Source organism: Comamonas sp. DB36, assembly GCF_057914905.1.
The window spans coordinates 105,920-128,743 of sequence record NZ_CP196632.1 but is presented as its reverse complement, the minus strand read 5'-3'; the positions used below and the strand labels follow the sequence as shown (position 1 = coordinate 128,743).

The 22,824-nt window shown below is 66.0% G+C and carries 26 protein-coding genes; 17 read left to right on the top strand and 9 right to left on the bottom strand.

Translation table 11 applies throughout. The annotated features are described in order from the left end of the window. Nucleotides 1–47 precede the first annotated feature (47 nt). The 3 genes from ACSVDO_RS21590 to modA are packed head-to-tail and all read right to left on the bottom strand — an operon-like array spanning nt 48 to nt 2,163. Nucleotides 48–728, bottom strand: a complete 681-nt coding sequence (locus tag ACSVDO_RS21590; RefSeq protein ID WP_489597081.1) for an ABC transporter ATP-binding protein — start codon at nt 726–728, stop codon at nt 48–50. Nucleotide 729: 1 nt separating this feature from the next. Next, on the bottom strand, nt 730–1,383 hold the full coding sequence (modB, locus tag ACSVDO_RS21585; protein WP_489597079.1) for a molybdate ABC transporter permease subunit: 654 nt from the start codon (nt 1,381–1,383) through the stop codon (nt 730–732). A 15-nt stretch (nt 1,384–1,398) separates the two neighbouring features. Continuing rightward, nucleotides 1,399–2,163, bottom strand: coding sequence for a molybdate ABC transporter substrate-binding protein (modA, locus tag ACSVDO_RS21580; RefSeq protein WP_332537718.1), 765 nt, complete (start codon nt 2,161–2,163; stop codon nt 1,399–1,401). A gap of 120 nt (nt 2,164–2,283) precedes the next feature. On the opposite strand from modA, the gene tsaA reads away from it, so the two are divergent. Then, on the top strand, nt 2,284–2,772 hold the full coding sequence (tsaA, locus tag ACSVDO_RS21575; RefSeq protein ID WP_489597077.1) for a tRNA (N6-threonylcarbamoyladenosine(37)-N6)-methyltransferase TrmO: 489 nt from the start codon (nt 2,284–2,286) through the stop codon (nt 2,770–2,772). Nucleotides 2,773–2,827: 55 nt separating this feature from the next. On the opposite strand, the gene pdxR is transcribed toward tsaA, so the two are convergent. Further along, complete coding sequence (gene pdxR, locus ACSVDO_RS21570; protein WP_489597075.1) at nt 2,828–4,321, bottom strand: MocR-like pyridoxine biosynthesis transcription factor PdxR; 1,494 nt, start codon at nt 4,319–4,321, stop codon at nt 2,828–2,830. Between the two features lie 103 nt (nt 4,322–4,424). On the opposite strand from pdxR, the gene ACSVDO_RS21565 reads away from it, so the two are divergent. The 5 genes from ACSVDO_RS21565 (at nt 4,425) to ACSVDO_RS21545 (ending at nt 8,657) form a co-directional block, all read left to right on the top strand. After that, nucleotides 4,425–5,654: a benzoate/H(+) symporter BenE family transporter gene (locus ACSVDO_RS21565; RefSeq protein WP_489597073.1), complete on the top strand. Its 1,230-nt coding sequence runs from the start codon at nt 4,425–4,427 to the stop codon at nt 5,652–5,654. Continuing rightward, nucleotides 5,654–6,454, top strand: a complete 801-nt coding sequence (locus ACSVDO_RS21560; protein ID WP_489597071.1) for a YggS family pyridoxal phosphate-dependent enzyme — start codon at nt 5,654–5,656, stop codon at nt 6,452–6,454. Before ACSVDO_RS21565 ends, ACSVDO_RS21560 begins: the two co-directional genes overlap by 1 nt. A gap of 49 nt (nt 6,455–6,503) precedes the next feature. Further along, the gene (locus ACSVDO_RS21555) at nt 6,504–7,715 is read left to right on the top strand and encodes an aspartate aminotransferase family protein (RefSeq protein WP_489597069.1); all 1,212 of its coding nucleotides are present in this window, start codon (nt 6,504–6,506) and stop codon (nt 7,713–7,715) included. 173 nt (nt 7,716–7,888) lie between these two features. Continuing rightward, nucleotides 7,889–8,287 (top strand): BLUF domain-containing protein, encoded by a 399-nt coding sequence (locus tag ACSVDO_RS21550; RefSeq protein ID WP_489597067.1) that lies wholly within the window; start codon nt 7,889–7,891, stop codon nt 8,285–8,287. 61 nt (nt 8,288–8,348) lie between these two features. Then, complete coding sequence (locus ACSVDO_RS21545) at nt 8,349–8,657, top strand: ArsR/SmtB family transcription factor (protein ID WP_332537712.1); 309 nt, start codon at nt 8,349–8,351, stop codon at nt 8,655–8,657. Between the two features lie 56 nt (nt 8,658–8,713). On the opposite strand, the gene ACSVDO_RS21540 is transcribed toward ACSVDO_RS21545, so the two are convergent. Beyond that, nucleotides 8,714–9,130, bottom strand: coding sequence for a DsrE family protein (locus tag ACSVDO_RS21540; protein WP_489597065.1), 417 nt, complete (start codon nt 9,128–9,130; stop codon nt 8,714–8,716). A gap of 171 nt (nt 9,131–9,301) precedes the next feature. On the opposite strand from ACSVDO_RS21540, the gene ACSVDO_RS21535 reads away from it, so the two are divergent. From ACSVDO_RS21535 to ACSVDO_RS21485, 11 genes are all read left to right on the top strand, one after another. After that, nucleotides 9,302–10,282: an MBL fold metallo-hydrolase gene (locus ACSVDO_RS21535; protein WP_489597064.1), complete on the top strand. Its 981-nt coding sequence runs from the start codon at nt 9,302–9,304 to the stop codon at nt 10,280–10,282. Next, nucleotides 10,279–10,779: a thioredoxin fold domain-containing protein gene (locus tag ACSVDO_RS21530; protein WP_489597062.1), complete on the top strand. Its 501-nt coding sequence runs from the start codon at nt 10,279–10,281 to the stop codon at nt 10,777–10,779. The genes ACSVDO_RS21535 and ACSVDO_RS21530 overlap by 4 nt, the downstream gene beginning before the upstream one ends. Nucleotides 10,780–11,554: 775 nt before the next feature. After that, nucleotides 11,555–11,824 (top strand): c-type cytochrome, encoded by a 270-nt coding sequence (locus tag ACSVDO_RS21525; protein WP_489597380.1) that lies wholly within the window; start codon nt 11,555–11,557, stop codon nt 11,822–11,824. Nucleotides 11,825–11,826: 2 nt separating this feature from the next. Beyond that, on the top strand, nt 11,827–13,167 hold the full coding sequence (gene soxC / locus ACSVDO_RS21520; RefSeq protein ID WP_489597061.1) for a sulfite dehydrogenase: 1,341 nt from the start codon (nt 11,827–11,829) through the stop codon (nt 13,165–13,167). Further along, nucleotides 13,151–14,200, top strand: coding sequence for a c-type cytochrome (locus ACSVDO_RS21515; RefSeq protein ID WP_489597059.1), 1,050 nt, complete (start codon nt 13,151–13,153; stop codon nt 14,198–14,200). Before soxC ends, ACSVDO_RS21515 begins: the two co-directional genes overlap by 17 nt. 48 nt (nt 14,201–14,248) lie before the next feature. Next, nucleotides 14,249–14,704, top strand: a complete 456-nt coding sequence (gene soxY / locus ACSVDO_RS21510) for a thiosulfate oxidation carrier protein SoxY (protein WP_489597057.1) — start codon at nt 14,249–14,251, stop codon at nt 14,702–14,704. Between the two features lie 22 nt (nt 14,705–14,726). Then, nucleotides 14,727–15,038 (top strand): thiosulfate oxidation carrier complex protein SoxZ, encoded by a 312-nt coding sequence (soxZ, locus tag ACSVDO_RS21505; protein ID WP_489597056.1) that lies wholly within the window; start codon nt 14,727–14,729, stop codon nt 15,036–15,038. 79 nt (nt 15,039–15,117) lie between these two features. Further along, complete coding sequence (soxA, locus tag ACSVDO_RS21500) at nt 15,118–15,927, top strand: sulfur oxidation c-type cytochrome SoxA (protein WP_489597054.1); 810 nt, start codon at nt 15,118–15,120, stop codon at nt 15,925–15,927. A gap of 10 nt (nt 15,928–15,937) precedes the next feature. Beyond that, nucleotides 15,938–16,603, top strand: a complete 666-nt coding sequence (soxX, locus tag ACSVDO_RS21495) for a sulfur oxidation c-type cytochrome SoxX (RefSeq protein ID WP_489597052.1) — start codon at nt 15,938–15,940, stop codon at nt 16,601–16,603. A gap of 62 nt (nt 16,604–16,665) precedes the next feature. Next, a complete protein-coding gene (gene soxB, locus ACSVDO_RS21490) occupies nt 16,666–18,393 on the top strand; it encodes a thiosulfohydrolase SoxB (RefSeq protein WP_489597050.1) in 1,728 nt (575 codons plus the stop codon). Nucleotides 18,394–18,473: 80 nt separating this feature from the next. Continuing rightward, on the top strand, nt 18,474–19,571 hold the full coding sequence (locus ACSVDO_RS21485; protein ID WP_489597048.1) for a YeeE/YedE family protein: 1,098 nt from the start codon (nt 18,474–18,476) through the stop codon (nt 19,569–19,571). 9 nt (nt 19,572–19,580) lie between these two features. On the opposite strand, the gene ACSVDO_RS21480 is transcribed toward ACSVDO_RS21485, so the two are convergent. From ACSVDO_RS21480 to ACSVDO_RS21465, 4 genes are read right to left on the bottom strand one after another with little or no spacing between them, the layout of a single operon-like run. Further along, a complete protein-coding gene (locus tag ACSVDO_RS21480) occupies nt 19,581–19,934 on the bottom strand; it encodes a RidA family protein (protein ID WP_489597047.1) in 354 nt (117 codons plus the stop codon). 22 nt (nt 19,935–19,956) lie between these two features. Then, nucleotides 19,957–21,261, bottom strand: coding sequence for an NAD(P)/FAD-dependent oxidoreductase (locus tag ACSVDO_RS21475; RefSeq protein ID WP_489597046.1), 1,305 nt, complete (start codon nt 21,259–21,261; stop codon nt 19,957–19,959). 16 nt (nt 21,262–21,277) lie between these two features. After that, a complete protein-coding gene (locus ACSVDO_RS21470) occupies nt 21,278–22,045 on the bottom strand; it encodes an ABC transporter ATP-binding protein (RefSeq protein ID WP_489597045.1) in 768 nt (255 codons plus the stop codon). 11 nt (nt 22,046–22,056) lie between these two features. Further along, nucleotides 22,057–22,824, bottom strand: coding sequence for an ABC transporter permease (locus ACSVDO_RS21465; protein ID WP_489597043.1), 768 nt, complete (start codon nt 22,822–22,824; stop codon nt 22,057–22,059).

Here is a 22,824-nt window from a genome sequence, read left to right as displayed (position 1 = left end):
CCTCTCCGGCTGCCCCGGATACGGCGGACAACGCCAAGCACCGGCGCCTAGGCGGCGCTTTTCAGCCTGACGCGCCCGGCGTCTATCTCCACCACCGACTGCGCCAGCGCCTCGACATCGCTGGGGTCGTGCGTGACCAGCAGCGTGGGCACCTGCACGCGCTCGAGCATTTCCGCGAGTTCGGCGCGCAGCCGTATGCGCAGCTGCGTGTCGAGCGCCGACAGAGGCTCGTCGAGCAGCAGCAGCTGCGGCTCGGGCGCGAGCGCGCGCGCCAGCGCCACGCGCTGGCGCTGGCCACCGGAGAGATAGCGCGGCAAGGCGCGACGCAACGCCTGCAGATCGAACTGCTGCACCAGCGCATCGATGCGCGCCTGCTCGGCCTCGCCCGGGCGCTTGCCATGGCGGCACAGGCCGAAGGCCAGGTTCTGCTCCACGGTCAGGTGCGGAAACAGCGCGTAGTCCTGGAACACCAGGCCCACCTGGCGCTCGCGCGCTGGCAGGTCGATGCCGTTGGCGGTATCGAGCAGCGCCCGGCCGGCCACGCGCACATGGCCGCGCACCTGCGGCGCGAGTCCGGCAATCGCCATCAGCACCGTCGACTTGCCCGAGCCCGAAGCGCCGATCAGCGCGGTGCGCGCGGTCTGCGAGACGAAGCGCGCGTCGAGCACGAAACTGCGGCCCGGCGAGTGCAGCGTCGTCTGTACGTGAAGATCGAGAACAGCATTCATATCAATGCCTGGCCTGCAGCATGCGGCCCGAGACCACCAGCACCACCACACAGACCACGGAGATCACCAGCGTGAGCCACAGCGCCTGGGCGTCGTTGCCGGCCTGCACCGCGTCGTAGATGGCGATCGACAGCGTCTGCGTCTTGCCCGGCAGATTGCCGGCAATCATCAGCGTGGCGCCGAACTCGCCCATGGCGCGCGCGAACGCCAGCATCAGGCCCGCGGCGATGCCGCGCACCGCCAGCGGCAGCGCAATGCGCAGGAAGATCTCGGCCTCGCCCGCGCCCAGCGTGCGCGCCGCGTGCAGGAAGCGGCCGTCGACATCTTCGAACGCCGCGCGCGCGGCCTTGTAGATCAGCGGAAGCGAGACCAGCGAGGCGGCGATCACCGCGCCCTGCCAGGTGAACATCAGATTGATGCCGAACCAGCGATCGAGGTACTGGCCCAGCACGCCGTTGCGGCCTATGACCACGATCAGGTAGTAGCCCAGCACCGTAGGGGGCAGCACCATGGGCAGCATCAGCAGCGCGTCGACGAAGTTCTTGCCGGCGAAGCGCCGCTGCGCCATCCACCAGCCCAGCGCGATGCCCACGGCGCCGGCCAGCAGCGTTGCGAGCAGTGCGATCTTGAGAGTCAGCCAAAGAGGAGCAAGCAAGGGTGGGAATTCCGGTCAGGGCTTGGAGAAGCCGAAACCGTCAAGTATCTGCTGACCGGCGTCGCTGCGCACGAAAGCGATGAAATCCTTCGCCCAAGCGGCGTTCTTGCTGGTCGCGACCTGGGCGATGGGGTAGCTCACGGGCGTGGCCGTGGGCACGGTCAGCGCAATGCGTGTCTTGTCCTTTTCGATCAGCGCGTCGGTGCGGTAGACGAAGCCGGCATCGACTTCGGCGCGGGCCACGTAGTTCAGCACCTGGCGCACGCTTTCGCCGTAGATCCACTTGGGCTCGAGCGCGCTCGTGAGGCCGGCATCCTTCACCGAAGCCATGGTGTAGCGGCCCACGGGAACGGAACTGGGCGTGCCGGTGGAGATGCGCTTGTAGCTCGCGCCCGTGAGATCGACCAGCTTTTGCGGCACGGCGCTGGCGCTGGCGGGAACGATCAGCACCAGCGTGTTGCGCGCGAAATCGGCGCGCGAGCCAGGAGCCAGCAGATTGGCCTTGGCCGCGCGGTCCATGGTTTCCTGATCGGCCGAGGCAAACACATCGACCGGAGCGCCCTGCTGGATCTGCGCCAGCAACGGGCCCGAGGCAGCGAAGTTGAACGTGACCTTGGCACCGGGGCGGGTCTTCTCGAACGCCTGGCCCACAGCCTGGAAAGCGTTGGTCAGGCTGGCGGCCGCGGAAACAACGACTTCCTGCGCGTGGACGACGACAGAGCCCAGCGACAGGGCGGCGATCAGGGTGGCTTTACCGAGCCAGCGGGGGCAAGCGTGCATCTCAGGTCCTTTGAAAACGCTATTCTAAAATGGAATAGCGAAAGCGCGACAAAGTGTTTCCCATGCCCCACCAGCCTGCTCGGCGATGCCGCCCGGGCGCAATCACCACCAAGAGCCGCCATGACCCTGCACTCTCCCATCGCAATGCGCCCCATAGGCATGGTGCGCAGCCCTTTCACGACCACGGCAGGCATGCCCATACAGACCGTAGCCGCGGCCGATGCATGCGCCCGCCTCGAAGTGTTTCCCGAGTATGCGGCCGGACTGAGAGACATCGAAGGCTTCGAATACCTGATGCTGATCACCCATCTGCACCAGGCGACGGAAAAGCTCGAGGTCGTGCCGTTCATGGACACGCAAAGCCATGGTGTGTTTGCCACGCGCGCGCCCGCACGGCCCAATCGCCTGGGGCTGTCCATCGTGCGGCTGCGGCGCGTGCAGGCGAACTGCCTGCACTTCGAAGGCAACGACATGCTCGACGGCACGCCGGTGCTCGACATCAAGCCTTACGTGCCGGCGCTCGACGTGCGCGCCACCGAGCGCATAGGCTGGTTCGCACACGGCCTGGCGCAACTGCCGACGATGCTGTCGGACAATCGCATGGAATGAGGCTCCCATGGACTCCCAGGATTTTTAGCCGCTAAAAGGCCGGGTGCACGCGCGCTCACCGGCACAGGGCGCGCAACACCTTGGCCAGGGTTATAACGCCGGCCTCGAGTTCATGGGGCGCATGCGCGGCAAAGCCCATCAGAAAACCCGCGCCCTGGCGGCCCGAGGCATGCAGCGCCGACAGGCCCTGCAGATCGATGCCCGCGCGGCGCGCGGCGTCAACGGCCGCACGCTCGGGAATGTCGCGAATGAACACGCAGGGCATCTGCATTCCGCCGGCCGGCACGCGCGGCGTCAGGTAATCGCACAGGTGTTCACGCACCAGCCGCGCGAGCATGTCGCGCCGCTGCGCATAGACGGCGCGCATGCTGCGCACATGGGCGCCGAAATGCCCGCCGTCGATGAAGCGCGCCAGCGTCAACTGGGGAATCGGCGCGCTGTGGCCGTCGAGCAGCGTGCGCGCCACGGTCATTGGCGCGACCAGCGCCGGCGGCAGCAGCATGTAGCCTATGCGCAGCCCGGGAAACATCGATTTGGTGAATGTGCCTATGTAGATGGTGCGCGCGTGCGGGTCCAGCCCCTGCACGCAGGACGTGGGCTTGCCCGCGTAGTGGAACTCGCTGTCGTAGTCGTCCTCGATGATCCAGCCGTCGTTCTGCCTGGCCCATTCGATCACCGCCAGCCGCCGGTCCAGTGCCAGCGTGGTGCCCGAAGGAAACTGGTGCGAAGGCGTGAGAAACACCGCGCGCGGCGTGGCGCCTGGCTCCTGGCTGGCAGCGAGCAGTTGCTCCACGCACAGGCCGTCGTCGTCTAGCGGCACAGGCACGCATTCCAGGCCCGCGGCATCGAAGGCCTTGCGCGCGCCGTGGTAGACCGGGTCCTCGACGAAGATGCGCTCGCCCGCATCGAGCAGCACCTGGGCGCACAGCGTCAGCGCCTGCTGGGAGCTGGTCAGCACCAGCACGCGTTCGGGCGTGGCGCGCGCGCCGCGTTCGAGATTGATGTAGTCCGCGATCGCGCAGCGCAGCGCTTCCATGCCCTGCGGTGGGCTGTGCAGCAGCGCGCGCGTGCCGTGCTCCTTGAGCACCTGGCGCTGCAGCCGCTCCCAGGTGGCGAGGGGAAAGCTGCGCGTCTCGGGCACGCCGGGCGCAAAGGCCCGCGGCGCAAGAAAGTCGCGCACACCGCCGCCGGCGAACATCGCGCCGCCGCGCTGGCTCAGCCGCGCCGCGCTCCTGGCTTGCAACGGCGGCGACTGGCCGCTGCCCGGCAGGCGCTGGGCGCGTTGCGACACAAAGCTGCCGCTGCCCACACGCCGCTCGATGAAGCCTTCGGCATCGAGCTGGCTGTAAGCCGACTCGACGGTGTCGCGCGACACGCCCAGCGACTGCGCGAGCGCGCGCGATGCGGGCAAGGGCCGGCCGACTTCGAGCGCTCCATCGAGTATCAGTTGGCGCAGCGCGCGCTGCACGCGCGCGCGCAGCGGCAAGGCGGCCTGGGCCGGATCGGCGATACCGGCCTTGACGGATTCGAGCAGCGCGTGTTTGAACAATTGGTCTGCACCTCTGATGAAAAGTGGCCTGGAGTATCAGTCCATTCCAAAACTATAGTTTTTTACTCCCCTTGCTGCTTTCCTGTTTCACAAGCCCACGTCCATGTCCAGCGTCCCACCCCCTTCGACCGTTCGTCTCAACGATGTCATCCACCCTGTCGTCGCCGGCCTGATCTCGGTCATCGTCAACTATGGCGGTACCTTCATCCTGGTGTTCCAGGCGGCCAGGGTCGCGGGCCTGAGCGCCGAACACACGGCCTCGTGGGTCTGGGCCATTTCGATCGGCGTGGGCGTGACCGGCATACTGCTGAGCTGGGCCACGCGCGCGCCCGTCATCACCGCCTGGTCCACGCCCGCGGCAGCGTTTCTGGTGACGGCACTGGCGACCACGCCCTATGCCGAGGCCGTGGGCGCCTACATGCTTTCGGCCGCGGCCTTCGTGCTGCTGGGCCTGTCGGGCTGGTTCGAACGCGTGATCCGCTGGATTCCGCCGGGCGTGGCCGCGGGGCTGCTCGCAGGCATCCTGCTGCAGTTCGGCATGGGAGCGTTCGGCGGCATGACCGCCGATCCCCTGCTCTGCGGCCTGCTGATCGCCGCCTATCTGCTGCTCAAGCGGTTCTCGGCCCGCTATGCGGTGGTCGGCATCCTGTTGCTGGGCCTGGGCCTGCTGCTGCTGCAAGGCCGGGTCGATCTGACAGGACTGCGGCTGGAGTTCGCCGCGCCGGTGTTCACGCGGCCCGCGTTTTCGCTCAATGCCCTGCTGAGCGTGGCGCTGCCGCTGTTCCTGATCACGCTGACCGGCCAGTACATGCCCGGCATGCTGGTGCTGCGCAACGACGGCTATGGCACCAGCGCCAGCCCCATCGTCGCGCTCACCGGGCTGGGCTCGTTGCTGATGGCGCCGTTCGGCGCGCATGCGTTCAACATCGCGGCAATCACCGCAGCGATCTGCACCGGCCCCGAGGCGCACGAAGACCCGTCCAGGCGCTGGATCGCGGGCATTGCCGCAGGTATTTTCTACATCCTGGTGGGCGTGTTCGGCGTGACGCTGGCGGCGCTGTTCATGGCGTTTCCCGCGACCTTCATCACCACGCTTGCCGGCCTGGCGCTGCTGGGCACGATTGGCGCGAGCCTGGCCGGCGCGCTGGCCGATGCGCGCACGCGCGAAGCCGCGCTGATCACCTTTCTCGCCTCGGCCGCGCAGATCACGCTGCTGGGAATAGGCGGCGCGTTCTGGGGGCTGGTGATAGGGCTTGCCGCGCATGCGCTGCTCAACGGCCGCTGGCCGCAGGCACAGGCGGCGATCACGCCGGTTGCCAAGGGAGCGAACTGATGTCCGCACATGACGCCACGCCCACCCGCCATGCGCAACATGGCCTGTATCCCGAAGCGCGCACGGTCCAGGACTTCGAGCGCAATCTGGCGGCGGTGCAGGCGCGCATCGAAGCCGCCTGCCGGCGCGCGGGGCGCGACGCGGCCGGCGTGCGCCTGCTGCCCGTGAGCAAGACCCAGCCCGCCGACCGCCTGCGCCTGGCGCATTCGGCCGGCTGCCGCATGCTGGGCGAAAACAAGGTGCAGGAGGCGCATGGCAAATGGCAGGCGCTGCAGGACCTGGGCGATCTGCAATGGTCGGTGATAGGTCATCTGCAGACCAACAAGGCCAAACTGGTGGCGCGCTTTGCCAGCGAATTCCAGGCGCTCGACAGCCTGCGCCTGGCCGAGGCGCTAGATCGCCGGTTGCAGGCCGAAGGACGTTCGCTCGATGTATTCGTGCAGGTCAACACGTCGGGCGAAGCCAGCAAGTACGGGCTCGCGCCCGAAGATGCGGCGGATTTCATCCGGGCCCTGCCCGCTTTCCCGGCGCTGCGCCTGCGCGGGCTGATGACGCTGGCGCTGTTTTCCAGCGACGCCGAGCGCGTGCGCCAGTGCTTCGTGCGGCTGCGCCTGCTGCGCGAGCGCCTGCGCCAGGACCAGGCCGCGGGCCTGGCGCTCGATGAACTGTCGATGGGCATGTCGGGCGACTTCGAGATTGCCATCGAGGAAGGCGCGACCGTGGTGCGCGTGGGCCAGGCGATTTTCGGCGCGCGCGCCCTGCCCGACAGCCATTACTGGCCCGGCGAAGCCGGCACCTGACACCGGCGCGCGCGCCTGCCCCCACTCCATTGCCCAGAAAGACCTTTGCATGCCAGCCACGCCCTCCCATCTCATGCGCGCCTATGCGCGCCAGCCGGTTTCCATTGTGCGCGGCAGCGGCGCGCGCCTCTGGGACGCGCAAGGCGTCGAATACCTTGACGCCATTGCCGGCGTTGCCGTCACCAGCCTGGGCCATGCCCACCCCGAAATCGCCGCCGTGATTGCCGAGCAGGCCGCGACGCTGCTGCACACCTCCAACGTGTTTCGCATCGAATGGCAGGAGCAGCTGGGCCAGCGCCTGTGCGCGCTCACCGGCATGGAGCAGGCGTTCTTCTGCAACTCCGGCGCCGAGGCCAACGAGGCCGCGCTCAAGCTCGCCAGGCTGCATGCCCGGCGCCGGCAGATTGCCGCGCCCCGCATCCTGGTGATGGACAACGGCTTTCACGGCCGCACCCTGGCCACGTTGTCCGCCAGCGGCAACCCGGCCAGGCAAAGCGGCTTCGCGCCATTGCTGCCGGGCTTTGTGCGCCTGCCCTATGACGACATGGGCGCGCTGCGCGCGGCCGCAGCGCAATCGCCCGACATCGTCGCCGTGCTGATCGAGCCCGTGCAGGGCGAAGGCGGCATACGCGTGGCCAGCGCCGACTACCTGCGCGCGCTGCGCCAGCTGTGCGACCAGCATGGCTGGCTGCTGATGCTCGACGAGATACAGACCGGCCTGGGCCGCACGGGCGCCTGGTTCGGCCACCAGCACGCGGGCATTGCGCCGGACGTGATGACGCTGGCCAAGGCGCTGGGCAATGGCTTTCCCATAGGCGCGTGTCTCGCGCGCGGCGCGGCCGCCGATCTGTTCTCGCCGGGACAGCATGGCTCGACCTTTGGCGGCAATCCGCTGGCCTGCCGCGTAGGCTGCAGCGTGCTCGACATCATGGCGCGCGAGCAACTGCCCCAGCGCGCGGCCTTGCTCGGAGCGCGGCTGCTCGCGGGATTGCGCCGCGCGCTGGCCGATCACCCCCAGGTTCTGGCGATCCGCGGCCAGGGCCTGATGGTCGGCATAGAACTCGACCGGCCCTGCAACGAACTCGTGGGCCGCGCGCTCGAAGAGCAGCAGTTGCTGATCACCGTGACCCAGGGCAGCGTGATACGCCTGCTGCCCGCCTTGATCTGCGACGAACGCCAGATCGACGACATCGTGGTGCGCCTGGCGCAGCTGCTGGCGCGGCCTGGCGCTGCCCCCGCAAAGGATTTAGCCCATGCATGACGGATCCTGGGTGGCCTGAACCAGCAGGTCGGTACAGCGCGTTCAACAAAAATGAAACAGCTGTACAAAGATACAGATCTATGGAAAACAATGTCTTATCATTGAAATCTGTGCGCCCTATGCCGGTCATCGGGCGCGCAGAAAACGGCCGGAAAATCCCACCAAAGGTAGCCTTGAATTCCAACCAGTATTGCGTTCTCTATCACAGCCAAATCTCTCCCAGCGCGCCCATCAGCTGCGTCGCCGACATCGTCAAGACCGCGCGCGGCTTCAACAAGGACCACGACATCACCGGCATTCTGGTGTTCGATGGCCAGCGTTTTTTCCAATACCTTGAAGGCCCTAAAGAGGCCGTGATGGGCTTGGTGGTCAGCATTGCCCAGGACCGCCGGCATGTGCAGTTCCGGCTGCAGCACCAGGGCCCAAGCGCTGAAGAGCGCATGTTCAGAAACTGGTCCATGGCCTATGTGCTGGTCGACGATTCCGAGCCCCTGGCCGATCTGCACGGCATCGAGGGCGAGTCGGCAATGGACAAGCTGCGCTCGCTGATTCCCATGCTCGATATCGCCTGAGGGCGTGGCGCGGTTTCCGCTAGACTTGCCGGCATCGTTTGCCCCGGAGTAGGCTTGCACAATGAAATCGCCAGAGATTGAAGATGACAGCGTCTTTGAAAGTGCCGCCGAGCTTTTCAAGGCCATGGCCGCGCCGATGCGGCTGAAGATCATCAGCGCGCTGTGCAATGGCGAGAAGAATGTCTCGGAGCTGCGCGCCGAGATCACCACCACCCAGCCCAACATGTCCCAGCATCTCAACACGCTGTACCAGGCCGGCATCCTGGGACGCAGGCGCGAAGGCGTGAGCATCTACTACTTCATCGCCAACGAGAAAGTGGTGCAAATGTGCCGCACGATCTGCGTGCAGATCGCGATCGACCAGAACTGAAGACTGCGGCAAACGACAAAGGCGCCATAGGCGCCTTTTTTCATGGCGCGCGCCGCTCAGGGCTTGAGATAGACAAAGCCTTCCCTGGCCTGCAGGCGCGCGACTTCGGCCACGCCCGAAGGCACGACCTGGGTTTCCATCAGCAGTCTGCCCGCATCGATCTTGCGCGTCTCCAGCGTGTTGTGGCACACGCGGAAATCGACGCCGCGCGCGGCCAGCGCGCTGACCTGGCCGCTGAACTCGCGGCCCTTGCTGTCCTTGGCGTCGCTCAGCAGAAAGTCGATGCCCGGCCCATGGGTCACGACCACGATCTTGTCGGTGGGCGAGGCATTGAGTTCGTTGTTGATGTTGTTGAGGATCACGGCTGCGGTCTCGACGCCGGTGTTGACGTGGTAGACCACCTTGACGATGTCCTGCGCGGCAGCGACGGCGGTGGTGAGCGCGAACGCAATGGCGATGAGGGCTTTTTTCATGGGAGTCTCCTGGAGTGCGTGGGATCGTCAGGGAAAGACGGCATTCTTCAAATATCGCTACTGGCTTATATTAGCTGCTCACTACGATACAAAAATAGGGCAAGTGCTAGTGCCTGCTGCCAGACAGCGCAGTCAGGCCGGCGCGCAGCCCGCTCAGTGGAGACAAGACCCATGGCAAAGTTCATGCGGGCGCCTGCCTGCCTGGCCCTGTGTGCGCTGCTGGCCGCAGCGCCCGCCTTCGCGCACGATGCGCCCGCCCCGCGCTCGGCCGTGGCCTCGGTGCCCATGCAGCTGCAGCAGGTCGCACCCCATGCGTATTACGTGCAAGGCGTGTCGGCGCTGGGTTCGCCGGCCAACCGCAATTTCATCTCCAACGCAGGCTTTGTGGTGACCGCCGACAGCGTGGTGGTGATAGACGCGCTGGGCTCGCCCGCGCTGGCGCAGGAGCTGGTCGACAAGATCAGGAGCGTCACGCCCAAGCCCATCAGCCATGTGCTGGTCACCCACTATCACGCCGACCACATCTACGGCCTGCAGGTGTTCGAGGCCCTGGGCGCGAAGATCGTCGCCCATGCGCTGGCCAAGGAATACCTACAGTCGGAGACCGCGCAACTGCGGCTGCAGGCTTCGCGCCAGGACCTCGCGCCCTGGATAGACAAAAGCACGCGCATGGTGTCCGCGGGCCAATGGATCACCAACGACACGCAGACGCTGCGCATTGGCGGCACGGACTTCGTGCTGCAGCACATGGGGCCGGCCCATGCCCCCGAGGACATGGCCGTGTTCCTGCCGCAAAGCGGCGTGCTGTTCATAGGCGACGTGGTGTTTCGCAACCGCATTCCCTATGTGGGCCAGGCCGACAGCCGCCACTGGATTGCCGCGCTCGACAGCCTGCTGCAGCTGCCCGTGAAGGTCATGGTGCCCGGCCATGGCCCGGCTTCAAGCAAGCCCAAGCCGGACATGCAGCTCACGCGCGACTACCTGGTCTTTCTGCGCGAAGCCATGGGCAAGGCCGCGGCCAATCTCGATCCGTTTGACGAGGCCTATGCGGCCACCGACTGGTCGCGCTTCGCGCGCTATCCGCTGTTCAAGGAGGCCAACCGCATGAATGCCTACAACACCTTCCTGCTGATGGAGCAGGAAAAGCCATGAGCGATGCGCTGGCCGCGCGCCGGCGCGCGCTGCTGCGCATGGCGGCAGCGGCGGCCCTGCCTGGCATGCTCTCCCCGGCGCTGGCCGCGCCCGATGCTTCGGAACGCCTGCTGCCCAGCAGCAGCGACCTGCAGCAGGACCTGGCGGCGGCGCTGGCGCGCCGCGAGCCGCTGCTGGTGATGGCCACGCTGCACGGCTGCCCGTTTTGCCGCGTGGTGCGCGAGCACCATCTACTGCCCTTGCAGCGCGCGGGCGCATGGGTCACGCAAATCCATTTCCTGGCACGCGAGCCGCTGCGCGATGCCTCGGGCGCGCAGACCACGCATGGCGCTCTGGTGCGGCAACTGGGCATTGAGGTCGCGCCCACGGTGCTGTTCTACGGCGCAGGCGCACGCGAAGTCGCCGAGCGGCTCGCGGGCAGCTCGATTCCGGATTTCTATGGGGCCTATCTCGAAGACCGGCTGGCGCAGGCAAGGGCGGCGGTGCGCGGGGGCTGAGGCTGGACAGGGCGCGTCTGCCCTGAGCCCGGCATCTGTCGGCCTGTTCTTTTCCCCCGTTCGCCCTGAGCCAAGTCGAAGGGTGAACGTACGCGCACGGGTCCCTTCTTCTGGCTTGAGCACAGGCCGTTCCTCCTTCGACAAGCTCAGAACGAACGGATAGGAAGCTTTGCGCTCCAAATTGTTCCGTTCGCCTGAGCCTGGCACAGAGTTCCCCTCCCCCGTTCGCCCTGAGCCACGTCGAAGGGTGAACGTACGCGCACGAGTCCCTTCTTCTGGCTTGAGCACAGGTCGTTCATCCTTCGACAAGCTCAGGACGAACGGATAGGAAGCTTCGCGCTCCAAATGATTCCGTTCGCCTGAGCCTGGCACAGAGTTCCCTCCCCCGTTCGCCCTGAGCCACATCGAAGGGTGAACGTACGCGCACGGGTCCCTTCTTCTGGCTTGAGCACAGGCCGTTCCTCCTTCGACAAGCTCAGAACGAACGGATAGGAAGCTTTGCGCTCCAAATTACTCCGTTCGCCTGAGCCTGGCACAGAGTTCCCTCCCCCGTTCGCCCTGAGCCGCGTCGAAGGGTGAACGTCCGCGCCACAAATATAGGCAAAAGACGGCTTCACAAAGCGCTATTCCAATCAGGAACAACGAGGGTAATCGCCACATCACAAAGCATCGCGCCTGTTGGAAACTAATACATAACAACATGCTTATATACAAATATAAGGAGAGCGCGGTGAAGCATTGGAAATCCTGGCTGGGAGTGGCGCTGGTGGCGGCAATGCCTGGCGTGGCGGTGGCGAATCAGGCGCTGGCGCAGAAGAATGCCTGCATGGCCTGCCACACGGTGGACAAGAAGCTGGTCGGTCCAGCGTTCCGCGATATCGCCAAGAAGTACGCGGGCCAGGCCGATGCCCAGGCGCAGCTGGCCAAGAGCATCAAGGCCGGCGGCGCGGGCAAATGGGGTCCTGTTCCCATGCCGGCGCAGGCTGCGCTCAGCGAGGCAGATGCCGGTACGCTGGCCGGCTGGATTCTTGCGGGAGCGCAGTGAGCATGACAGGCCGGATACGCAAGGCGCCGGAGAATTTCGTTCCGGCCCGCGAGGTGGGCACGGTGTTTGCCCAGGCCAAGGCCGGGCGGCGCGACTTCATTCGCAGCGCGTTTGCGGCGGCCGCGGCGACGACGGCGGCCGTCACCACTTCGGCGCGCGCCGCGGGCGTGGGTGACGGCGACCCGAACATTCTCGAGCTGCCCGCGCACAGCAAGGGGCTGGGCCAGGCCGTGGTCACCGACGGCTACGGCAAGCCGTCCCAATACGAAGCCAATGTGCAGCGCCGCCAGAGCCCGGGGCTCACGCAGACCAAGCAGGCCTCGGTGTCGTTTGCGCCCATGCAGTCGCTGTTTGGCATCGTCACGCCCAGCGGCCTGCATTTCGAGCGCCACCACCAGGGCTGGTGGGACATCGATCCGTCCAAGCACCGGCTGATGGTCAACGGCCTGGTGAAGAACGCCATGGTCTTCACCATGGATGAAATCATGCGCCTGCCTTCGGTGTCGCGCTTTCATTTCATTGAATGCGGCGCCAACACCGGCATGGAATGGGGCAACGTGGCCGTGCCCACGGTGCAGTACACGCACGGCATGCTGTCCTGCAGCGAATTCACTGGCGTGCCGCTGATACGCCTGCTGGAAATGGCCGGCGCCGATCTTAGGAAGGGCAAGTTCATTCTGGCCGAAGGCGCCGACGGCTCGTCGATGACACGCACCATTCCCGTCGAGCTGATCACCTCGGGCGAAGTGCTGGTGGCCTATGGCCAGAACGGCGAGATGCTGCGGCCCGAGCAAGGCTATCCGCTGCGCCTGGTGGTGCCCGGCGTGCAGGGCGTGAGCTGGGTCAAGTACCTGCGGCGCATCGAAGTCGGCGACATGCCCTACGCGACCAAGGACGAAGCCATTCATTACGTCGACCTGATGCCCGACGGCCAGCACCGCCAGTACAGCAGCATCCAGGAATGCAAGAGCGTCGTGACCACGCCTTCGGGCGGACAGATGCTGCTCGACAAGGGCTTCTACAACATCACCGGCCTGGCCTGGTCGGGGCGCGGCAGGATCAAGCGCGTCGATGTGAGCGTCGACGGCGGCCGCAACTGGCGCAGCGCGCGGCTCGAAGGCCCGGTGATGGACAAGTGCCTCACGCGTTTCAACCTGGACTGGATCTGGAACGGCGAGGAATGCATCATCCAGAGCCGCGCCATGGACGAGACCGGCTATGTGCAGCCCACCTACCAGCAGCTGCGCGCGGTGCGCGGCAGCCGGTCGATCTATCACAACAATGCAATCCAGTCGTGGGCGGTGCACACCAATGGGGAGGTGGCCAATGTCCAGCTCGCGTAATTTCCGCCTGGCCGTCGCCGGCGTGCTGGCGGCGCTGGCCCTGGGCGCCTCGGCCCAGGCAAGCAACGGCTTTCCCGGCATTGGCCGCGATGCCACGCCCAGGGAAGTCAAGGCCTGGGACATCGACGTGCGCCCTGACTTCAAGGGCCTGCCCGAAGGATCGGGCAGCGTGCGCCAGGGCATGCAGGTCTGGGAAGGCAAGTGCGCGTCCTGCCACGGCGTGTTTGGCGAGGCCAACGAAGTCTTCAGCCCGCTGGTCGGCGGCACGACGGCCGAGGACATCAAGACCGGCCATGCCGCGCGCCTGAAGGACCCGGGCTTTCCCGGCCGCACGACGCTGATGAAGACCGCGACGCTGTCGACGCTGTGGGACTACATCAACCGCGCAATGCCCTGGAATGCGCCCAAGACCTTGTCGACCGAAGAGGTCTATGCAGTCACGGCCTATCTGCTGAACCTGGGCGAGATCGTTCCCGAGGACTTCACGCTCAGCGACAAGAACATGGCCCAGGTGCAGGCCAGGCTGCCCAACCGCAACGGCATGACCAGCGCCCATGCGCTGTGGCCGGGCAAGGAGTTCCAGGCCAGCGCCAGGCCCGATGTCCAGGCCAAGGCCTGCATGAGCAACTGCGCGCCCGCGCCCCAGGTGCGCTCCGCCCTGCCCGACCATGCCAGCAACAACCACGGCAATCTGGCGCAGCAAAACCGCCTGATCGGCGCGCAGCACGGCATCGAGACCGATGGCGGCGCCAGCAAGAAGGCCAGGCAGGCACCCGCGGCCACGCAGGTGCCCACGGCGCTGCTGGAGAAGAACGCCTGCATTGCCTGCCACGGCATGGAGCAGAAGATCGTAGGCCCGGCGTTCAAGGACATCGCCGCCAAGTTCGGTGGCCAGACCGATTACCTGATCGGCAAGATCAAGTCGGGCAGCACCGGGGTGTGGGGGTCTATCCCTATGCCGCCGCAGCCCCAGCTCAGCGACGACGACGCCAGAATCATTGCGAACTGGCTTGCCGGAACCCAGAAACCCTGAAGGCCCGCGCGCGTCGCCGGCCATAGATCCAACACAAGGAGACAGAAGATGAAACGCAGAGACGCACTCAAGAACAGCGCAGCCGCGCTGGGGCTGCTCGCGGCCGCGGGCGTGCTGCCCCAGGCCGCGCACGCGGCCTACAACAAGGCCGCGTTCGAGGCCAAGACCATGGCCGAAGTGCTCAAGGCCATGGGCGCGTCGGCGCCGGCCGAAAGCAAGGATGTGACGCTCACCGCGCCCGATATCGCCGAGAACGGCGCCGTCGTGCCGATCGGCGCGGCAACCACGCTGCCCAACGTCAAGCAGCTGCTGATCCTGGTCGAGAAGAACCCCAACACCATGATTGCCGCGTTCACCGTCAACGAAGCGCTCGAGTCCAACTTCCTCACGCGCGCCAAGCTGGGCCAGTCCTCTGACGTCTATGCGGTGGCGATCACCAACGACGGCAAGGCCTTCTTCGCGAAGAAGGAAGTCAAGGTGACGCTGGGCGGTTGCGGCGGCTGATTCACAGAACAAGGAGAAAGACATGGCAGATCCAATGCGCATCCGGGCCCAGGCCGCCGGAGACAAGACCACGGTACGCGTGCTGATGGCACATGAAATGGAGACAGGCCTGCGCAAGGACGCGGAAGGCAAGGTCATCCCCGCCTGGTTCATCCAGGAAGTCACGGCCAGCCTCAACGGCAAGCCGATCTTCGCCGCCGACTGGGGCCCGGCGGTGTCCAAGAACCCGTTCCTGCAGTTCGTCGTCAAGGGCGCCAAGGCCGGCGACAAGCTGTCCGTGAGCTGGAAGGACAACCGCGGCGAGACCCGCACCGACGAAGCCACCGTCAGCTGACAACGGCCTGCGCCGCCGGTGCGCCGGCCCTGCCTGCGCGCCGCCTCCTTGCCCGAGAACAAAAAAGAGAGGACGCCCCATGAGACAAACATCCCCCGCCGCCGGCTTGGCGGCTGCCGCGCTGATGGCCCTGTGCGCCCCGGCGCTGGCGCAGAAAAGCACGGCCGACGGCATTGCCGAATACCGTGAAATGCTGCAGGACGGCAATCCCGCGGAACTGTTCGAGATGAAAGGCGAGGAGCTGTGGAAGCAAAAGCGCGGCCCCAGGAACGCCTCGCTCGAGCGCTGTGACCTGGGCAAGGGCCCGGGCGTGGTCAAGGGCGCGTTTGTCGAATTGCCGCGCTACTTTGCCGACACCAACAAGGTGCAGGATCTCGAGTCGCGCCTGCTGACCTGCATGCAGGTGCAGCAGGGCCTGGACGCCGCCAAGATCGCCGCCACGCCGTTTGGCAAGGACGAGCAAAAGAACATGGAAGGCCTGGTGGCCTGGGTGTCCTCGCAGTCCAAGGGCATGAAGCTCAATCTGCCGCAAGGCCATGCCAAGGAAAAGCAGATGTACGAAGTGGGCAAGCGCATGTTCTATCTGCGCGGCGGCCCGCATGATTTTGCCTGCGCCTCCTGCCATGGCGCGGACGACAAGCGCATACGCCTGCAGGACCTGCCCAATCTCACCCAGGCCAAGGGCGCGGCCGAAGGCTTCGGCTCCTGGCCCGCGTACCGCGTCTCGTCGGGCGAGCTGTGGAGCATGCAGCGCCGGCTCAACGACTGCTTTCGCCAGCAGCGCTTCCCCTACCCCGGCTATGCCAGCGACGTGACCGTGGCGCTGGGCGTGTTCATGGGCGTCAACGGCCAGGGCGGCATGTCGACCGCGCCGGCCATCAAGCGCTGAGGAGACCGCGATGTCAAACCACAAACCCCTATCCACGCTCTGCACCGTGGCCGCAGTCGCCGCCTCCCTGGTCGTTCTCGGCTGCGCCTCGATGGATACCGCGCAGTCGCTGGACGCGATGACCCGACAAATGGTGCAGGCCTCGTTTCGCGACCAGGGCATTGCCAAGGTCGACCGGCTGCAGCAGGACGAATCCAATGCGGCCTGCAGCGCGGCCGACGTGTCGGGCATTGCGCTGACCGAGGCCAAGGCCCAGTCCATCGAAGCCGCCAATCTCAAGACCGTGCAGTGGCCGGCCGACGGCAAGTTCGTCGGCGACTGGAAGGAAGGCGAGAAGATCGCGCAGAACGGCCGCGGCATGACCTGGACCGACAAGCCCGGCAGCGCCAACGGCGGCAATTGCTACAACTGCCACCAGATCAGCCGCGAGGAAATCTCGTTTGGCACGCTGGGCCCCAGCCTCTACAACTACGGCAAGCTGCGCGGCATCACCGACCCGAACAGCGCCGAGGCGCGCGCCATCGTCGAATACACCTGGGGCAAGATCTGGAACGCCAAGGCCTACAACGCCTGCTCGGGCATGCCGCGTTTCGGCCATGCGGGCATCCTGGGCGAGGCCCAGGTGCGCGATCTCGTGGGCCTGCTCGTAGACCCCAAGTCCCCGGTCAATCGCTGACTCCCTCCCTTGCAATGCGGCGGGCGCGCTGACCGCGCCGCCCGCGGCTTTCCGACTGAACCATGAGCCTCTCCAAACGCGAATTCCTGCAAGTGCTGGCCGCGGCCAGCGTCTCGGGCATGGGCCTGCAGCGCTATGCCCACGCCGACACGGCGCTGGCCGACAAGGTGCTGTACGACGTGCCGGCGTTCGGCAACGTGTCGCTGCTGCACATGACCGACTGCCATGCGCAGCTCAAACCGATTCACTTTCGCGAACCCAGCGTGAACCTGGGCGTGGGCGCGATGAAGAACCAGGCGCCGCATCTGGTGGGCGAGCACCTGCTCAAGGCCATGGGGATTGCGCCGGGCACGGCCGGCGCCCATGCGTTCAGCTACCTGGACTTCGACGCCGCGGCCCAGCGCTACGGCAAGGTGGGCGGCTTCGCGCACCTGGCGACCCTGGTCAAGCGCATGCGCGCCGCGCGCCCGGGGGCGCTGCTGCTTGACGGCGGCGACACCTGGCAGGGCTCGGCCACATCGCTGTGGACCCAGGCCCAGGACATGGTCGAGGCCTGCAAGCTGCTGGGCGTCGACGTGATGACCGGCCACTGGGAGTTCACCTACGGCATGGAGCGCGTCAAGGAGATCATCGAGAAGGACTTCGGCAGCAAGCTCGATTTCGTCGCCCAGAACGTCAAGACCGCCGACTTCGGCGATCCGGTGTTCAAGCCCTATGTGATCCGCGAGATCAACGGCGTTCCCGTGGCCATCATCGGCCAGGCCTTTCCCTATACGCCCATCGCCAACCCGCGCTACCTGGTGGCCGACTGGAGCTTCGGCATACAGGACGACAACCTGCAGACCATGGTCGACGAGGCGCGCGCCAAGGGCGCCAAGGTGGTGGTCGTGCTGTCGCACAACGGCATGGACGTGGACATCAAGATGGCGGGCCGGGTGCGCGGCATCGATGCGATCCTGGGCGGCCACACGCACGACGGCATGCCCCTACCGACCATCGTCAGCAACGCCGGCGGCAAGACCATAGTCACCAACGCCGGCTCCAACGGCAAGTTCCTCGGCGTGCTGGACTTCGACGTCAAGGAAGGCAAGGTCGCCGGCTTCAAGTACCGGCTGCTGCCGGTGTTCGCCAACATCCTGCCGGCCGACCCCGCGATGGACGCGCTGATCACGCGCGTGCGCGCGCCCTACGAAGCCAGGCTGGGCGAGGTGCTGGCGCGCACCGACGGCACGCTGTACCGGCGCGGCAACTTCAACGGCACGGGCGACCAGCTGCTGCTCGACGCCATGATGGCCGTGCAGGACGCGCCGATCGCGTTCTCGCCGGGTTTCCGCTGGGGCACCTCGCTGCTTGCCGGCCAGGACATCACGCGCGAATGGCTGATGGACATGACGGCCACCACCTATTCCTATGCCACCGTCACCGAGATGACCGGCGCGACGATCAAGACCGTGCTCGAGGACGTGGGCGACAACCTGTTCAACCCCGACCCCTACTACCAGCAAGGCGGCGACATGGTGCGCGTGGGCGGCCTGCAGTACCAGTGCGACCCCACGGCCGGCGCCGGCAAGCGCATCAGCGACATGCGCCTCAACGGCCAGCTGCTCGAGGCCGACAAGAAGTACAAGGTCGCGGGCTGGGCGCCCGTGGCCGAAGACGCGAAGAACGCCGGCAACAAGCAGATCTGGGAAATCGTCGAGCCCTGGCTCAAGGACCAGAAGGTGATCAAGCCGGGCCGGCCCAACGAGCCCCGGCTGGTCAATGTGCGCCCCGACAAGGGACTCGTATGACTTGCATTAAGGTGGCGTTAACGCCCGGCTGCGGGTATATGCCAGTACGCTGAGCCGGCGATGCACCTTCCAATGCGCGCATGAGTGCTGCCGAGTTTTCCTCCCTGTCGACCGCCGTCCTGGCGGTCATTTTTTTGCTGGCAGCCGTGCTGGGCTTTGCCATGCGCGAAACGCGCTTTTGCACCATGGGTGCGATCAGCGACGTGGCCTATCTGCAGGACTGGACGCGCATGCGCCAATGGGCGCTGGCCGTGGGCGTGGCGATGTGCGGCGCGACCGCGCTGGTGCTGTGGGGCGGCGTGGCCGTGGGCGACACCCTCTATGCAAGCCGGCAGCTGCCCTGGCTGTCGGCGCTGGTCGGCGGCCTGCTGTTTGGCGCCGGCATGGTGCTGGCCTCGGGCTGCGGCGCGCGCAATCTCACGCGCCTGGGCGGCGGCAGCCTCAAGGCGCTGGTGGTGCTGCTGGTCATGGGCCTGGCGGCCTTTGCCACGCTCAAGGGCGTCACGGCCGTGGCGCGCGTGCGCTGGCTCGACAGCGTGCAGCTGCAGTTCGACACGCTGGCACTGCTGCCCGAACTGCTGGCCCAGGCCGGCGGCTGGCCGGTGTTCGCCACGCGGCTGGCGCTGGGCCTGGGGCTGGGCGGCCTGCTGATCGCGCTCGCGCTCAGGCCGGGGCGCAACGCCGGCGTGCTGCTGGGCGGACTGGCCGTAGGCCTTTGCGTGACCGCGGCCTGGTGGCTGGGCGGCCATGTGGGCGAAGTCGCCGAACACCCCGAGACGCTGGAGCATATGTATGCGACCACCTACAGCGGCCGCATCGAAGCCTTCAGTTTCGTCACCCCGGTCGCGCATACGCTGGACTGGCTGCTGTTCTTCAGCGACAGCAACAAGCGGCTGACCTGGGGCATTGCCTCGGTCTGCGGCATGGTCGCGGGCAGCCTGGTGCATGCGCTGTGGCGGGGCGACTTCCAGTGGCAGGGCTTTGCCGACACCCAGGACCTCGCGCGCCATCTGCTGGGCGCGCTGCTGATGGGTGTGGGCGGCGTGACCGCGCTGGGCTGCACCGTGGGCCAGGGCATCAGCGCGGTTTCCCTGCTGAGCCTGGCCAGCCTGATTGCCATCGCGGGCATTGTCGCCGGCGCGGTGGCGATGCTGCGGTATCTGGCTGCAGGGCAATAGCGCTGCGCGCTACTCGGTGGCCGCCACGATACAGACTTCGATGAACTTCGCCGGGCTTGCCAGCCGCGCCTCGACCGTGGCGCGCGCGGGCGCATGGTCCGCGTCCACCCACTGGTCCCAGACAGCATTCATCTCCGCAAAATAGCGCATGTCCGACAGGTAAATCTGGCAGGACAGGATGCGCGACTTGCTGCTGCCATGCTCCTCCAGGATGCGGCTGACTTTCGCCAGCACTTCCTGCGTCTGGCCGGTGATGCCCACGCTCACGTCGTCGGGCACCTGGCCCGCCAGATAAAGCGTGTTCTCGTGGCGCACGACGTTGGACATGCGGTGGTTGCCGCCGGTACGGGTGATATTCGACATTCTGGTTTCCTTGGATTGCGGCTCAGCACTCGATGCCGGCCTTGTGTTTCTGATAGCGGATGGCGCTGGTGACGGCAATCCGGCGTATCGGTTCCGGTGGCAGCCAGCTGGGCTTTTCAAACCCCAGCGCATCGGCAAGCTGCGGCGACTGCTCGCCGCAGGCCATTTCGCCCAGCAGTTTTCCAAACATGCTGCCCTTGAGCATTCCTGCGCCGTTGCAGCCTATGGATATGTAGATGCCGTCACCGATCTGGCCGAAATACAGTGCGCCATTGCGTGTGAGCGCCGTGACTCCGCCCCAGACCAGCGGTAGTTCATGGCTGTGCATGCGCGGGTAGCGGGTCTGGTAGCAGGCCTGCAGCATCTTCTGGACATCGGCCATAGGCTGCTCGCGCTCATATGAATAGGCACTGCGCACCATGAAGCGCCCCGAGGCGGCCTTGCGCAGCGTCGTGCCCAGGCGGTTCGCGGGAATCACGCCCCACTCCGGCGCCGGCCCCAGCTTGCGCAGCTCGTCGTCATCGAGCTGGCCGGTGAAGCCCGCATAGGTGTAGATGGTGAACACGCGGTCGCGCGCCAGGCCCAGCTTGCGCGCAAAGCCGTTGTTGGCAACGATCACGCGCCGCGTTGTGAGCTCGGCGCTGCGCGTCACCACGCGGTGCGGCCGGCCTTCGTGCAGCGCGAGCACGGGCTCGCCTTCCCATAGCTGGACATTGGGCGGCAGGTGATCGGCAAGGCCGCGCACCAGCGCTGCGGGCTGCACAAAGACGTTGTTGTCGGAGTGGTAGCCATAGTGGTAGTGGCTGGTGCCCAGCTGGTGTTCGAGCGCGTCGCGTTCGAGTTCCTGGTAGACCACGCCCCAGTCCTGGTACTGGCGCAGCGAGGCCTTGAGACGTTTGGCGCCGTCGGCCGTCGCCGCCGCGTGGTATTTGCCTATGGGGTTCCAGCCGCAGTCGATGCCGTGGCGGTCGATCAGTGACTTGAGCCAGTCGAGCCCGGTGTTGTAGAGCGCGATCTGCTTTTTTGCCACCGCCACCGGACTGCCATGCCCCGACATGCCGGTGTTGTGCGGCAGATTGATCAGAAAGCCCGAGTTGCGCCCCGAGGAGCCTTCGCCAACGGTGCTGGCATCGACAATCAGGATGCGTGCCTGCGGCTCGATCTCGGCAATGCGCCGCGCTGCGGCCAGGCCGGTCACGCCTGCGCCGATCACGATGGCGTCGAAGTGCTTTTCAGCGGGCGCGCGCGTGAGCGGCGTCCTTTTTGCGAGCAAATCATTCCAGCCCGAGCTCGCCTGGTAGCTCGGGAAAGTAGTAGCGGTCGTCATTTTGGGGCTCTGCTGGTTAGTGACTCGACGCCTGCAGACTGCGCATGACTTCTGACTGCACCGTTCCCCAAATCTGCGACTTGAGTTCGTTGTAGCGCGCGGAAAGCTGCACTTCGGCATTGCGCGGCAGCGGCAGGTCATTGGGAATGTCCATCACCACGCGGCCGGGCCGGGCGCTCATGATCAGCATGCGCGTCGACAGCAGCAGCGCTTCGTCGATCGAGTGGGTGATGAAGATGATGGTCTTCTTGCTCTTCTCGTAAATCTGCAGCAACTCGTCCTGCAGCACCTGGCGCGTCATCGCGTCGAGCGCGGCAAAAGGCTCGTCAAGCAGGATCACATCCGGGTCATTGGCGAGCACGCGCGCAATCGAGACGCGCTGGCGCATGCCGCCCGAGAGCGCGCTGGGAAATTTCTGCTCGAAGCCACGCAAGCCGACCATCTCGATGAAGCGCTGGGCAACTTCGAGGCGTTCGCCCTTGGCCACGCCTTTCATCTTCAGACCAAACGCGACGTTGTCGATCACCGTGAGCCAAGGAAACAGCGCGTATTGCTGGAACACCATGCCGCAGTGCGGATCGACCTTGTTGACCTCGCGGCCGTTGACGACGATGCGCCCGGCCGTGGGACGGTCGAAGCCGGTCACCAAATTGAGCAGCGTCGACTTGCCGCAGCCCGAGGCACCGAGCAGGACGACGAATTCGCCCTTCTTGATTTCAAGATCGACATGATCGAGCGCCTTGAAGTCGCCGTAGTGCTTGGAAATTCCCTGAATGGAAATCATGCTTGTCTCGCTCATCGCTGCCACCTCAATACGCGGTTCTCAATCAAACGGAACACGAAGTCGGTCACCAGCACCGTGATGCTGATCAGCACCATGCCCAGCACCACGACTTCAGTCTGGAAGAATTCCTTGCCATTCATGATCAGAAAGCCCAGGCCTTCGCGGGCTGCCACCAGTTCGGCAGAAATCACGCAGGTCCAGGCCAGCCCCAGGATGACCTTGAGACCGCTCAGGATCTGCGCCAGGCTTCCCGGAAGAATCACTTCTTTCATGACCTGCCAGCGGCTGGCGCCCAGGTTCTGCGCCGCGCGGATCAGCAGCGGATCGATATTGCGCGTGGCCTCGATCACATACACCAGTGCGGGCGCAAACGTGCCCATGAAGACAATGCTGTACTTCTGCGTCTCGGTGATGCCGAACCACAGCAGCGACAGCGGAATCCAGCTCATCGAGGGCAGCGGCCTGAGGAAGGAAAGGATGGGATCGAATGCGGCGCGAGCATAGGTCGAGGTGCCGAGCATGATGCCCAACGGAATCGCAATCGCGGTCGCCGCCAGAAAACCCATCATCACCCGGCGCGCCGAGGCCAGCACGTTGGCCAGCAGCGTGCCTTCGCCCATCATCTGCAGGGCCTTGGCCAGCACCGCGCTGGGCGGCGGCAGGAAGATGGGGTCAACCAGCCCGGCACGGCAGCAGGCTTCCCACAACAGCAGGAAGACCAGGACGGAAGCGGCGCTGGTGGTCAGCAAGGCGCCGCGGGAAGGAGGTTTGGAAATCAC